Source organism: Streptomyces sp. NPDC007808 (assembly GCF_042868655.1).
Lineage (GTDB): Bacteria > Actinomycetota > Actinomycetes > Streptomycetales > Streptomycetaceae > Streptomyces.
The window spans coordinates 358,810-371,530 of sequence record NZ_JBIAEQ010000008.1 but is presented as its reverse complement, the minus strand read 5'-3'; the positions used below and the strand labels follow the sequence as shown (position 1 = coordinate 371,530).

Below are 12,721 nucleotides of genomic sequence, written 5' to 3'. Positions count from 1 at the left end.
GATGAGCCAGCAGGGGGGAAGGCCCACCGGTCACGAGGACGACTGGTGGGGGCAGCTGTACGGCGACGCCACCGAGGACACGGGTCCGACGGCGGCGCCGGACTCACTGGACGACCGGTTCGCCTCGGCGGCGGGGACGGTGAACGGGGTGCCGGGGAAGGGCACCGCGGTGCCACCGCAGCGCGGCGCCCCGGACGCCGAGGAGCGGCCCTCGCCGGCGTCGGCCTTCCCGGCGGGCCTGCCGAAGCCACCGGGCTTCACGGTGAAGGCACCGCAGGAGGACGGCCCCCACCCACCCCGGGAACGCACCGACTCGGGGAGTGAGGACCCACGCCGGTCCGCGCCCCCGCCCCCACCCCCTTCCGCGCGCCCCGCCCCCCGGGAGGACCTTCCCGCCTCGCCCCCGGCGCCCCTGGACTACGTGGGAAGCGGCCCGCCCACCTACGCCGCCGAACCCACCGCCCTGCCTCCCGCGGACCCCGACGACCTCGACGACCTGGTCGCCGACACCGTCCTCGACGGCGCCCACTACGGCGCCTGCACCCTGCGCGCCGTCTCCCTGCGCGGCGACTCCGCCCGCTACCGCGGTGAACCCCGCCGCGACTCCCTTCTCACGGCCCGCTTCGGCACCGGCGACCACGCCCTGGTCCTCGTGGCGATGGCCACCGGCGCCCGCGCCACCCCGAACGCCCATCGCGCGGCGGCCGAGGCCTGTCACTGGATCGGCCGGGCCGTCGGCCGCAGCCACCCGAGGCTCGCGGAGGACATCAGGGCCGCACGGCGCTGCGACCTCAAGTCCGGGCTGCACCGCCTCACCGACCGCAGCCTCGGCAAACTCCGCGCCAGCGCCGCCGAGCAGGGCATCGAACCGGAGGAGTACGCGGCCACGCTGCGCTGCCTGCTGCTGCCCGCCGACCCCGAGTGCCGTACCCGCGTCTTCTTCGGCGTCGGCACCGGCGGGCTCTTCCGGCTGCGGGACGGGGAGTGGCAGGACATCGAGCCCCGTGTCACCGAGGCCGGCGGCGCTGTCGCCGCGCCTCCCGCCGAGACCCCCGACGGTGACCGCCTCACCATGGACCTCGGCATCACCACACCGCCGAGCCCCTACGATCCCGCGCCCGAGCCGCCCCGCGAGCCCTTCCGCTTCCGCGCCTCGGTGGCCCGCCCGGGGGACACGCTGCTGATGTGCACCGGCGGCCTCGCCGACCCCCTGCGCGGCGAGCCCGACCTGGCCGCCTACCTCAGCGGGCGGTGGGCGGCGCCCGAACCACCCGGTCTCGCCGCGTTCCTCGCCGACGCACAGGTCCGGGTCAAGGGGTACGCCGACGACCGCACGGCCGCCGCGGTCTGGGAGGCGTGAGAGCGCTCGCGGTCGTACGGCAGGCTCAGGAGTACGGCACCCAGCCGCGGGTCGAGGTGTCGAACGCGTAGCTCGTCCTGCCCTCGATGCTCGTCGTACGGAACGGACGGCCGCGGTCGTCGATGCGGACCGTGCCGGTGCGGCCCTGCGAGGACCAGTCCAGCTCCAGGTACCAGTCGCAGTCGCAGGACTTCGTGCGCGCGTCGACCAGCAGCACCTCCGGGTCCTCGGCGGACACGCGGTACGGCAGCCTCATCGCCGGGATCGGGGTGCCCGTGTCGTTGCCGTCGGCGGGGCGGGCGATGGGCCGGTCCTTGTCCAGGTCGACGTCGAAGTAACGGGGCGTCAACGCTCCGCCGCAGCCGTGGTCCATGGCGTACGCGGCGGCGCCCTGCGAGGGTGTCGAGCGGCCGACGACGCGCACCCGCAGGGCCTCCAGGACGACGGCCGTCGATGAGCGCCCCTGCACGGTGATCTTCACCATCGTCTGCCCGCCGTGCACCGCGTTCTGCGTCGCCGCCCAGGTCTCGGCGTGCTGCGGGGCCGGGGGCGGCGGCACCTGCCGCGGAGGCTTGGCGATGACGTAGTCGTGGCCGCAGCCGGCCTGCCAGACGTGCGAGTCGGTGCTCCAGGTGAGAGGGACGCCGGTGGCGGGCGGCTTCCCGCCGGGCTTCTTCGTGGGGCCGCCGGCCGGCCCGCTCGGCTCGGCCGAGGACTTCTTCGAGGGGGTCGGCGACGGGGACCGCGTGCTGGGCGTGGGGCTCGGGGACCTCGTCGACGTCGGCCGGGGAGCGCCCGCCTTCGTCGTACGGGAGGGACCGGCGCCCTCGACGGAGTCGCTCGCCCGGGGACGGTCGTCCGGCAGGGCGGACAGGGCGCCCAGCGTGGCCAGGAGCGTGGTCACCACGGCGGCGGAGACCAGCAGACGCCGACGGCGGAACCAGGGGCGGCGGTCGGATGCGGCAGGGGCCGGCTCGACGAGCGGGGACGCCGGTGAGCCGGCCGCCGTCGCGGGGGCCTCGTCCGCCGTGACCGGATCCTTCGCGGGGGCGTCGTCCGCCGTGACCGGATCCTTCGCGGGGGGCGGCGCCGTGTCGGGCTCGGGGGTTTCGCGAGCCGGGTCGTCGGGCGTGGCCGTCCGTGCCCGCCGACGTGCCGCCACCGCGCCGATCCACAGCCGGTGCAGCTCCAGTCGCTCCTGCGGTGTCGCCCCGCACAGGGCGGCGAAGCGTTCCACGGGCGCGAAGTCGAGGGGGACCGCGTCACCTGCGCAATAGCGGTGCAGGGTGGAGGTGTTCATGTGCAGGCGGCGGGCCAGCTGACCGTAGCTGCGATCCGTGCGCTCCTTCAGGCGCGTGAGCAACGCCGCGAACTGACGCACTTCGTCGTCCTGTAATGCCGACACTGGTTCTCCCGTGTCCTCCCCGTCCCGGGACGGCATCCCAGGCACTCCATATATCTGCACGTCAGAAAGGCTGGGATGGTTCCACGGTGGTGGATCGGGCGGTGGCCGTTGCGCGGTGCCACCGAGACGTCCGATGCTCTTGGTGTCGCACCGACCAGGCCGGACGGACCACCCGGCGTCGGTGTCGCGACATCGAACCGTTCACGTACTCATGTCATCCACGGGGGACACCCATGCCCAAGCACACCCGAGCCGGCGCGCTCACCGCACTCGTCGTCGCGGGCCTCGCCGCCGGCACCGCACTCGCCGCCGCGCCCGCCGGTGCCGCGACGAAGGCGCCGGCACCGAAGTTCCTGTCGGCGTCCGAACTGCCGCCGCACCCCTCCTCCGGCTGGGTCGCCGACAAGGTCACCGACGGCGTCCCGGAGGAGATGCAGTACTGCTTCGGCGAGGCGTTGCTCGCCTACGACTCCCGCTACCGCACCTTCCGTACCGAGCTCGAAACCGGTGCCGAGCAGCTCAACGTCGTCGTCGGCGACAACGCCAAGGCCAAGGCCCTCGCCACCCGCCTGGACAAGGAGGTCCGGCGCTGTGTCGCGCGCATGGACGCCGCTGCGGACATCGAGGCCGACTACAAGAGCTACGGCAGCCTGCCGGTCGAGGAGGGCGCCCGCGTCCACGGCTTCGCGACCCGCGCCTCGTGGGGGGCGAAGGACATCCACCTGGTCTCCGTCGGCCGGGACGGCGGCACCGTCACCGTCGTGCAGTGGGGGCAGATGGGGGACTTCACGGACGCGCCGGTGAAGGCCTTCAAGAAGACGACCACCACCGCCGTCAACAAGCTCTACTGACGGGCGCACCACCGGACCACCGCACCAGCGGGGCCGCCCTCCCGGACGGGGGTCGGGCGGGCGGCCCCGCAGCACCGTGCCACCGGAACAGCGTCGAGGCGGCGCCAACCACAAGATCATCCGCGCCGGAGCCGTACCGGCCGAGGGCCACCGGACAAGCGAGTTCCGGCCAGTTTCTCCACCCTCCGTGCCGTGGCCCGGTCCGTTCTCGGCACCGGTCCCCGGCCACCCGCCGTCCGTGTCCGGTACGGCCGTCGCGGCAGCGCGGGGTCCGTGGACGAGCCGATCCCCCGCGCTCGGACCGCCGTCGGGCACGTCGGCCGCCGGCCGCGCGGACCGCCCTGGTCGGCCGCCTCTTCAAGGAACACCCGTACCGACTCCTCGCCCGCCGCCGCGGCCCCGCCGCGCTCGGCGGTCGGGCTCGCCGCCGGTGGCCGACACGGTTCGGTCACGGCGCACGGCGCCGCCGGAGCGCCCGGTGGGTGCCGTTCCGTTTCTCGTCCACCCGGCGTGCGCCGCCACCACCATGGCCGAACACCCGGCCGTCGACGACCCGGCATGACTGGCGCCGGTTCGACTGGGAATGGTTCCCGTGAACGTGTTCGAGCTGGAGGGGCACCGACATCGGCACGCGGGCGGGGGTCATGAAGAGGCAGGCACGAGGAGGCGGTCCCATGGTGGTCGGGGCCTCCTCGGTCAAGACGGTGGAGGACGAGGCCGCGAGCGCCGGGGAGCGCGCGCAGACGCCTCAGCTCAGTCGCAGACTCGGGCGGGCGGACCTGCGGGCCGTACCGGAGACGCGCAGGGCGCTGCGCGAGCTGTTGGGGCAGTGGGGGAGACCCGGACGATCGGACATAGCGGAGCTGCTCACCAGCGAGCTCGTCACCAACGCGCTGGTGCACACCGACCGTGAGGCGGTCCTGACGGCCACCGTCGGACCCCGCGGACTCCGGGTGGAGGTGAGGGACTTCGTGGCCCGCCGGCCCCGACTGCGCGTACCGATCGCCGACGACGGTACGAACGGCAGAGGCCTGTTCCTGGTCCAGTCCCTCGCGGACGCCTGGGGGGTGCGGGCGCACGGCGTGGGAAAGGCGGTGTGGTTCGAACTCGACGCGGGAGCCGCGTGACGAGGGCGTTCCCCACGGCAACGCGAAGGGGCGCGACCCGGGTTGCGGGTCACGCCCCTTGCCGTCGATGAGAGGCGTCCTCGGTCTCAGCCGAACTGCTGCTCCAGGTCCTTGAGCTTGCGCTCCAGGGAGTCGAGCCGTGGCAGTGCCATGGTGTCGTCCTCCGCGGTGAGGTCGACGGTCACCGGATCAGAACCGGGGCGGACGGGCTGCAGGGACGGACGCGAGCGGACGGGCAGCTGCTCCGGCGCGGATATGGCAGGCTCCGCGGTGACTCGGTCGGCGCGTTCCAGCGCCTGCGGCTCGGCCTGGCGGCCGGCGACCCGGCCGACGAAACCCCGGTGCCCCCGGCTGATGGCCTTCAACTGGGCGCGCTCCATGCGCTGCTGCTCGCGTCGGCGCAGGCGGGCCTCGTCCTTCTGGCGCTTGTCCTCACGCACCTCGTCGACCGCCTCGTCCAGGCTGCGCACGCCCTCCAGGAGCATCAGCGACCAGGCCCTGTAGGTCTCACGGGGCGCCCGCAGCCAGCGGACGATCCGGATCTGCGGGAGCGGCCTGGGCACCAGGCCCTGCTCGCGCAGCGCGGCCCGGCGGGTCTGCTTCAGCGCCCGGTCGAACAGCACGGCCGCGGACAGGGACATACCGGCGAAGAAGTGAGGGGCGCCGTCGTGGCCGATGCCCCTCGGCGCGTGCACCCAGTTGAACCAGGCCGCGGCGAAGGCGAAGGTCCACACGAGTATCCGGGAACCGAGCGCCGCGTCACCGTGGCTGGCCTCGCGGACGGCGAGGACGGAGCAGAACATCGCCGCGCCGTCGAGGCCGAACGGCACCAGGTACTGCCAGCCGCCCGACAGGCCGAGGTTCTGCTCGCCGAAGCCGACCAGACCGTGGAAGGAGAGTGCCGCGGCGACCGCCGCACAGCAGAACAGCAGGACGTAGGAGACGGTGCCGTATATGGCCTCCTTGCGCCTGCGGCGCTCCTCGCTGCGCTCCCACGAGTCGTCCGCGCTCGTGTCCTTCCCCGAGGCCTTCCCGCGCCGCAGCACCGCTATCGCCGCCAGCAGGCCCAGGAGCAGGACGGCGCCCGGAAGCAGCCAGTTCAGCGATATGTCGGTCAATCTCATCTGGGGTCCCTTGCATTGGGATAGGGCGTAACGCCCGCCATAGTGGCCCAATCCCGACGGCCCTCAGGGGGTTTCGGGGCAAGAGGCCGCCAAGGAGGTGCAAGGGGATGCCCAGGGCGACGATCTGCTCGAACTGCCGCTTGAGGGGCGGGAGTTGAGTTCGAACAAGACTACCCGTACGGGTGGTTCCAGGAAAAGTTCCCGTGCCGCGTGAGGGATTTGTGAAACGCCTGTAACCGCAACGAGGGTCGCGCTCGCGGGTGATCTTACGGCACGAAGCCGTACGCCCCGATCCCAGGAGCCCTCAACTCGCCGCTGCCACAAGCCTGGTGACCCGGTCGGCGTCACAGGTGCGGGGGCATGTGGCGCAGGCGTCCTCCGGGCGCAGCGTGTAGAACATGCAGCAGCTCGCCCGGTCCCGGGTGGGCAGCGACTCGCCGTTCGGCCCGGTCAGTTCACGGAAGGCGGCCGAGCCGACGTACGGCTTCGTCGCGCCCGGCAGCAGCAGCTCCAGCTCGCGCCTCGCCCGGTCCCGCTCGTCGTCGCCGAGCAGGTGGGCGACGTACCACAGGCCCTCGACGACCTCGTCGGTCACCATGCCCCACAGGGCCCGCCCGCGCCGCCGCATGCGGGGTCCGAAGCCGCCGAGGACGGGTTCGAGGTGCTCGGCGACGGCGGCCCGCACCTCCGCGCGCAGCGCCTCCTCGTCGGGGACGACCCTGGCGCCGTGCAGCGTGGCCGCCGGATCGCCGGGCAGGCAGGAGAAGCCGGCCGGGCGGGCCGCCAGGCGGCCCATGGACAGACCGGGGGCCGTGCGGTCGTACGAGACATGCGTCACGGGGTAGCGGGGGACGCGGCGGAGCAGGAACCACGGCACGGTGATCAGCAGGCAGGCCGGCCAGGCGTAGCGGTGGAGGCCGAAGCTCGCGATCACATCCGGGCGGCCCGACTGTCCGTAGTCCCGTCGCACCTGTGCGTCATCCCAGGCCAGGAACTTGTCGAGGCCGCTGTCGCCCGAGGCGAGGGAGGTGGCGGCGACCCAGCCGGCGTGCCGCGGGAGCTGCTCGCCGGGCGGTGGCTGGACGATGTCGAGCCCGGGGAGGACCTCGGCGAGCCGGGTGTGGGCGTCCGCGAGGGCCGAGGAAGGCACGGGCATGGAGGACCGCCGATCCGCGAGACTTTAAGGTAAGGCTTACCTTACCTGAGATCGGTGCGGTTTGAACTGTCGAGTTCTGCGCCTATGGTGCTTGACGGACGAGTAACAACCCGCAGTAATGACCCCAAGTGCCGACACATCCGCAGGAGGACCCGTGAAGCAGGGCGCGCAGGGCTCCGCGGCCACGGGCACTCCTCAGCACCACGAGGCCCCGCGGGCCCGTACCGGCCCGCCCCGGGTGCCGCCGCAGGGGACGGCCGCACCGGCCGCCGACCTGGACCCGGGCCCCGCCGTCCCGGCGCCGACGGCCCGTGGCGAGCACACGCACAGTGAGCAGCCCGTCCCACGACCCCGGCCGGTCGTCCAGCGGGCCTCCGTGCGGGGGCAGATCCTCGACGCCCTGCGCACCGCGCTCGTCACCGGCGAGCTGACCCCCGGCGCGGTCTACTCCGCCCCCGCCCTCGGTGAGCGCTTCGGCGTCTCGGCGACCCCGGTCCGCGAGGCCATGCAGCAGCTGGCGCTGGAGGGTGCCGTGGAGGTCGTCCCCAACCGGGGCTTCCGGATCGTGGAACGCGGCGCCCGGGAACTGGCCGAACTGGCCGAGGTCCGCGCGCTGATCGAGATCCCGGTGATGCTCCGCCTCGCCCGCAGCGTCCCCGCCGAACGCTGGACGGAACTACGCCCGTTGGCCGAGGCGACGGTGCGCGCGGCGTCGACCGGCTGTCCGGCGACGTACGCCGAATCGGACCGTACGTTCCACCGTGCCGTGCTCTCCCTGTGCGGCAACGAGCAACTCGTCCGGATCGCCGACGACCTCCACCGCCGTGCCCAGTGGCCCCTGGTGCGACCGGTCCGCCCCGCCGCCCGCGGCCGCGCCGACCTCATCGCGGACGCGGCGGAACACACCGCGCTCCTGGACGCGTTGATCGCCCGCGAGGAGGACGTGGTGCGGTCGCTGGTGGGGGAGCACTTCGCCGGGGCGCGCTGACGGCCGGCGCAGGGCCTGTCGTTCGGATCGGCCGGCGTCCGGGAGTGGACGCGCGCTCCCGGAGGGGTGCCCCCAGTCGGGTCGTCGTCCCGCGCCGCCTCGCAGCCGCACGCGCCGGGACCCGCTCGGCTCGGCTGAACGCAGCCGTTCGCCTCAGCCGAACCCAAGCGAACGACGGGCCCTGTGCCGCCGTATCACGCCGTGGCCGCCCCCGCGGCCGGTGGCGCCGCCGCCAGCTGGCGGGACAGCCACGTCGGGACACCGCCCAGCAGGCGGAACAGCCGTCCGGCCTCCTCGCGCAGCCGTGAGGCCTCCGGCTCCGGCTCCGTCTCGGCCAGGGAGACCAGGGCCGGGGCCGTGCCCACCAGATATCCCAGCTCCTCGCGGATTCGCAGGGACTCGGCGAAGCCGTGCCGTGCCTCCGCCAACTCCCCGTCGCGCAGGGCGAGTCCGGCCAGGTGGCGCCAGGTGAAGGACAGCAGGAGGGGATCGGCGTGCGCGGTCGCGCCCGCGTGCGCCCGGCGGTAGGCCGCCCGCGCCGCCTGCGGCGAACGCGCCAGGTTCTCCGCCAGCAGCCCCCGCCGGAAGTCCAGCAGGGCCCGCCCCGCCGCCCCCGGCGGGATCAGCGCCGCCGCCCGCCCGAGCGCGGCCCGCGCCTCGTCGGCCCGGTCGCGCACCGAGTGCAGGGTCGCCGCGTACGCAAGTTGCCCGCGTTCACAAGCGGCCGCGCCCCGTTCCTCGTCGGTGTGGGCGAGCGCCTCGGCCGTGCGCAGCGCGTCCTCGGCCTCCTCCCAGCCCTGCTCGGTGTACAGACACCGTTCCACCAGCAGTGCCGCCCGCTGGAGCGCGGCCGGCGCGGTCACCGGCTGGAGCAGGGCCGCCGCGTCCGCCCAGCAGGCGCGGGAGCGCAACCGCCATACCGCGGTCTGGAGTGGATCGTCGCCTGCGGTCGTTCCGTTACCAGACATGGCGGTATGCGCCACCTCGCCCTCCCCGAGCACGCCATCGAGCTGTTGAGTGGTGGCGGCATCTCAGCACGAATCGGCGCGCCCGGCCAAGAGGGTGGGTGAAGGATTTCACAAAGTCGTGGGACAGCGGCGGCACTTGGTGCCATCCGCGCCCCGGTTCCCTCGGGCTCCCCGAGGGTCAACTCATCCGCAATGCCAGGAAGAAGTCCAGCTTGTCCTCCAGGCGCGAGAGGTCCCGGCCCGTCAACTGCTCGATCCGCCCGACCCGGTAGCGCAGCGTGTTGACGTGCAGGTGCAGCCGGGTCGCGCAGCGCGTCCAGGAGCCGTCGCACTCCAGGAACGCCTCCAGGGTGGGGATCAGCTCGGCGCGGTGACGGCGGTCGTAGTCGCGCAGCGGGTCCAGGAGGCGGGCTGTGAAGGCCCGGCGCACGTCGTCCGGGACGAAGGGCAGCAGCAGCACGTGCGAGGCCAGTTCCTGGTGACCGGCCGCGCAGACCCGGCCGGTGCGCGCCGCCGCCACCCGGCGGGCGTGGCGGGCCTCCTCCAGGGCGCCGCGCAGGCCCTCCGCCGAGTGCACGGCGGCGCTCACGCCGAGCGTGACCCGGCCGTCGTCGTCCAGGCCCGCCGACAGCGGGCCGCGGACCGCCTCCAGGAGCGCGTCGGCGAGGATCCCCGCCTCGGAGCCGTCGTGCTCCGCGGAGACCGCGGGGAGCGGGACCAGCGCGATGGCCTCGTCGCCGGTGTGCGCCACGGCGATGCGGTCGGAGGGTTCGGGGCCGGTCGCCCGCGGGTCGACCAGGATCTCCTCCAGCAGGGACTGGGCGACCGGGCCCGTCTCGACGTCCCCGCCCTCCCACTCCACGCGGGCGACGACCACCTGCCAGTGCGGGGCCGCCCCCAGGCCCGGCAGCAGCACCGGCGCCGCGACCCGCAGGCGCGCGGCGATCTCGGCGGGAGCCGCGCCCGTCTGGACCAGCTCCAGCACCTCCTGCGCCAGACGCCGGCGGACCGTGCGTGCCGCGTCCCTGCGGTCCCGCTCCACCGCGATCAGCTGGGTCACGCCCTGCAGGAGGTCGAGGCGCTCCTCGGGCCAGTCGCTCGCGTCCGCGTCCACGGCCAGCACCCAGTCCGACAGGACCGTCTCGCGCACGTCCCGCGCGGCCTGCGGGGAGCGGCCTTCCCCCGCTGCCGCTGGGCGGTGCCCCCAGCTGCGGATCGGGAAGAGGGAGTACGGGGTGGTGCCGAGGGCCACCCGGTGCGGGCCGCGCCGGCCCGTGCGGGCGGCCGCCAGGTGCTCCGAGGCCAGCCGCGCGCACAGTTCGGCCGGCAGTGCCGGGCCCGACACCTTCGAGCCAGCGATGAGCCGCCCCGTCGGCGACAGCACCCACGCCCGCAGGTCCAGGTCGGAGCCGAGCAGGTCGAGCACCACGTCCGGGCCGCCGCCCGTCGGGCCCGACGTCATCATGCGGCGGTGCCGGTCGACGACGGCCGCGAGGTCCCCGGCCCGCTCGCCGCTGACCTGCCGTACGACATGCTCGGTGATCGTCGCGAACGCCACCGACTCGTGCACCGCGAAGAGCGGCAGCCGGTGGTGGGCGCAGGCCGTCACCAGGTCGTCCGGGACGTCCCCCAGCTCGGCCTCACCGGCCGCCAGAGCCGCCACCCCGGCCTGCGCCAGGATGCGTACGAACGGCTCGGAGTCCGCGGGGCCCCGGCGCCAGGCCAGCCCGGTGAGCACCAGCTCACCGCCCGAGAGGTAGCGGCTGGGGTCCCTGAGGTCGGTGGTCATCACACCGCGCACGGTGCGGTCCAGCTCGTCCTCGCCGCCGAGCAGCCTGAGGCCCAGCGCGTCGGTGTCCAGCAGTGCGCGCAGCCGCATTCTCGTCGCCGCCGTTCTTTGTCTCGAAATCTACGATGGATCCAGTGGCTCGTGTGGTGAGCGGCCCGCACTGCGGGCCGGTGAGTGACGACCGCCGTCCGCCGGGCCGGGTGCCGGCTGTGTCCCTGGTCACAAGGGGTGTGTCTCACGTTTCCACGGAAAAACGGGGAGGTTACTGGTGGCCCCCGTTCATACGAATCTACAAGATGACCTCCGTGGCCAGCCAACTCCTTCATGGTTTCCGTGACTGACCCCGGTGGAGGACGGCGCTGTGTACTGACGTCGATCCGCGTGAACAGCACATGAACGAGCCGGGCCCGCCGCACCTGATCTGGCTCAAACCGTACGACCCACGAGACGAAGAAGAAGAGAGCCGGTCATGGACTTCCTTCGCCCCGCCAGCTGGGAGGAGGCGCTCGCCGCTAAGGCCGAGCACCCCACCGCTGTGCCGATTGCGGGTGGCACCGATGTGATGGTCGAGATCAACTTCGACCACCGCCGGCCCGAGTACCTGCTCGACCTGAACCGCATCGGCGACCTCTACGAGTGGGAGGTCGGCGAGGACAGCGTGCGGCTCGGCGCCTCCGTCCCGTACACCCAGATCATGGAGCACCTGCGCGCCGAGCTGCCGGGCCTCGCCCTGGCCTCGCACACGGTCGCCTCCCCGCAGATCCGCAACCGCGGCGGCGTCGGCGGCAACCTCGGCACCGCCTCCCCGGCCGGAGACGCCCACCCCGCCCTGCTGGCGGCCGGCGCCGAGGTCGAGGTCGAGTCGGTACGCGGCAGCCGCCGTATCCCGATCGACGAGTTCTACACCGGCGTCAAGCGCAACGCGCTCGCGGCCGACGAGCTCATCCGGGCCGTGCACATCAAGAAGGCCGACGGGCCGCAGCAGTACTCCAAGGTGGGCACCCGCAACGCGATGGTCATCGCCGTGTGCGCCTTCGGGCTCGCGCTGCACCCCGAGACGCGGACCGTCCGTACCGGGATCGGTTCGGCCGCTCCCACGCCCGTCCGGGCCAAGGCCGCCGAGGAGTTCCTGAACGCGGCGCTCGAAGAGGGCGGCTTCTGGGACAACGGAAAGATCATCACCCCGTCGGTCGCCAAGCAGTTCGCGGACCTGTGCTCCGCCGCCTGCAACCCGATCGACGACGTCCGGGGCACGGCGAGCTACCGCCGCCACGCGGTCGGCATCATGGCCCGCCGCACGCTGACCTGGACCTGGGAGTCGTACCGCGGCACCGACGGCACGACCAATCAGGAAGGGAGTGTCGCCTGATGCGCGTCAACTTCACTGTCAACGGACGTCCGCAGGAAGCCGACGACGTCTGGGAGGGCGAGTCCCTGCTGTACGTGCTGCGCGAGCGGCTCGGTCTGCCGGGCTCGAAGAACGCCTGCGAGCAGGGCGAGTGCGGGTCCTGCACGGTCCGGCTGGACGGTGTGCCGGTGTGTTCGTGCCTGGTCGCCGCCGGGCAGGTCGAGGGCCGCGAGGTCGTCACCGTCGAGGGGCTCGCCGACTACGCCAAGCAGCGTGCGGAGGGCGGCGGTTGCGCCTCCGGTGCCTGCGGCACGTCCGTGCAGGACGCCCAGGGCTGGTCCGCCAAGGGCCAGGACTCGCACACCGGCGAGGGCACCGAACTCTCCCCGATCCAGCAGGCGTTCATCGACGCCGGCGCCGTCCAGTGCGGCTTCTGCACCCCGGGTCTGCTGGTCGCCGCCGACGAGATGCTGGAGCGCAACCCGAACCCGACCGACGCGGACATCCGCGAGGCCCTGTCGGGCAACCTGTGCCGCTGCACGGGCTACGAGAAGATCATGGACGCGGTCCGCCTCGCGGCCGCCCGGCAGGGAGAGGCGGTCTGA

General features: G+C 73.6%; 11 protein-coding genes. 6 read left to right on the top strand and 5 right to left on the bottom strand.

Annotated features, from left to right (window positions below; translation table 11 throughout):
* The first annotated feature begins 1 nt into the window (after nucleotide 1).
* Nucleotides 2–1,360, top strand: coding sequence for a PP2C family serine/threonine-protein phosphatase (locus tag ACFYNL_RS30025; RefSeq protein WP_388808590.1), 1,359 nt, complete (start codon nucleotides 2–4; stop codon nucleotides 1,358–1,360).
* 25 nt (nucleotides 1,361–1,385) lie between these two features.
* Here the strand turns inward: ACFYNL_RS30025 and ACFYNL_RS30020 are convergent, their stop codons facing one another.
* Entirely contained in the window at nucleotides 1,386–2,765 is a 1,380-nt protein-coding gene (locus tag ACFYNL_RS30020) for a helix-turn-helix domain-containing protein (protein ID WP_388808587.1), read from the bottom strand.
* Between the two features lie 233 nt (nucleotides 2,766–2,998).
* On the opposite strand from ACFYNL_RS30020, the gene ACFYNL_RS30015 reads away from it, so the two are divergent.
* Both ACFYNL_RS30015 and ACFYNL_RS30010 read left to right on the top strand, forming a co-directional pair.
* Nucleotides 2,999–3,616 carry a hypothetical protein gene (locus ACFYNL_RS30015; protein WP_388808584.1) on the top strand — a complete coding sequence of 206 codons (618 nt, stop codon included), beginning with the start codon at nucleotides 2,999–3,001 and terminating at the stop codon, nucleotides 3,614–3,616.
* Between the two features lie 674 nt (nucleotides 3,617–4,290).
* Nucleotides 4,291–4,743 (top strand): ATP-binding protein, encoded by a 453-nt coding sequence (locus ACFYNL_RS30010; protein WP_388808581.1) that lies wholly within the window; start codon nucleotides 4,291–4,293, stop codon nucleotides 4,741–4,743.
* An 86-nt stretch (nucleotides 4,744–4,829) separates the two neighbouring features.
* Here the strand turns inward: ACFYNL_RS30010 and ACFYNL_RS30005 are convergent, their stop codons facing one another.
* The gene (locus tag ACFYNL_RS30005; protein ID WP_388808578.1) at nucleotides 4,830–5,867 is read right to left on the bottom strand and encodes a DUF2637 domain-containing protein; all 1,038 of its coding nucleotides are present in this window, start codon (nucleotides 5,865–5,867) and stop codon (nucleotides 4,830–4,832) included.
* Nucleotides 5,868–6,171: 304 nt separating this feature from the next.
* On the bottom strand, nucleotides 6,172–7,023 hold the full coding sequence (locus ACFYNL_RS30000; protein ID WP_388808576.1) for a (2Fe-2S)-binding protein: 852 nt from the start codon (nucleotides 7,021–7,023) through the stop codon (nucleotides 6,172–6,174).
* A 154-nt stretch (nucleotides 7,024–7,177) separates the two neighbouring features.
* Here ACFYNL_RS30000 and ACFYNL_RS29995 point away from each other — a divergent pair, with 154 nt between their 5' ends.
* The gene (locus tag ACFYNL_RS29995; protein WP_388808573.1) at nucleotides 7,178–8,011 is read left to right on the top strand and encodes an FCD domain-containing protein; all 834 of its coding nucleotides are present in this window, start codon (nucleotides 7,178–7,180) and stop codon (nucleotides 8,009–8,011) included.
* A gap of 194 nt (nucleotides 8,012–8,205) precedes the next feature.
* Here the strand turns inward: ACFYNL_RS29995 and ACFYNL_RS29990 are convergent, their stop codons facing one another.
* Nucleotides 8,206–8,994 (bottom strand): hypothetical protein, encoded by a 789-nt coding sequence (locus ACFYNL_RS29990; protein WP_388808571.1) that lies wholly within the window; start codon nucleotides 8,992–8,994, stop codon nucleotides 8,206–8,208.
* Between the two features lie 163 nt (nucleotides 8,995–9,157).
* The gene (locus tag ACFYNL_RS29985; protein WP_388808568.1) at nucleotides 9,158–10,858 is read right to left on the bottom strand and encodes a PucR family transcriptional regulator; all 1,701 of its coding nucleotides are present in this window, start codon (nucleotides 10,856–10,858) and stop codon (nucleotides 9,158–9,160) included.
* A 379-nt stretch (nucleotides 10,859–11,237) separates the two neighbouring features.
* On the opposite strand from ACFYNL_RS29985, the gene ACFYNL_RS29980 reads away from it, so the two are divergent.
* Nucleotides 11,238–12,137, top strand: a complete 900-nt coding sequence (locus ACFYNL_RS29980; protein WP_388808565.1) for an FAD binding domain-containing protein — start codon at nucleotides 11,238–11,240, stop codon at nucleotides 12,135–12,137.
* The gene (locus ACFYNL_RS29975) at nucleotides 12,137–12,721 is read left to right on the top strand and encodes a (2Fe-2S)-binding protein (protein ID WP_388808562.1); all 585 of its coding nucleotides are present in this window, start codon (nucleotides 12,137–12,139) and stop codon (nucleotides 12,719–12,721) included. The genes ACFYNL_RS29980 and ACFYNL_RS29975 overlap by 1 nt, the downstream gene beginning before the upstream one ends.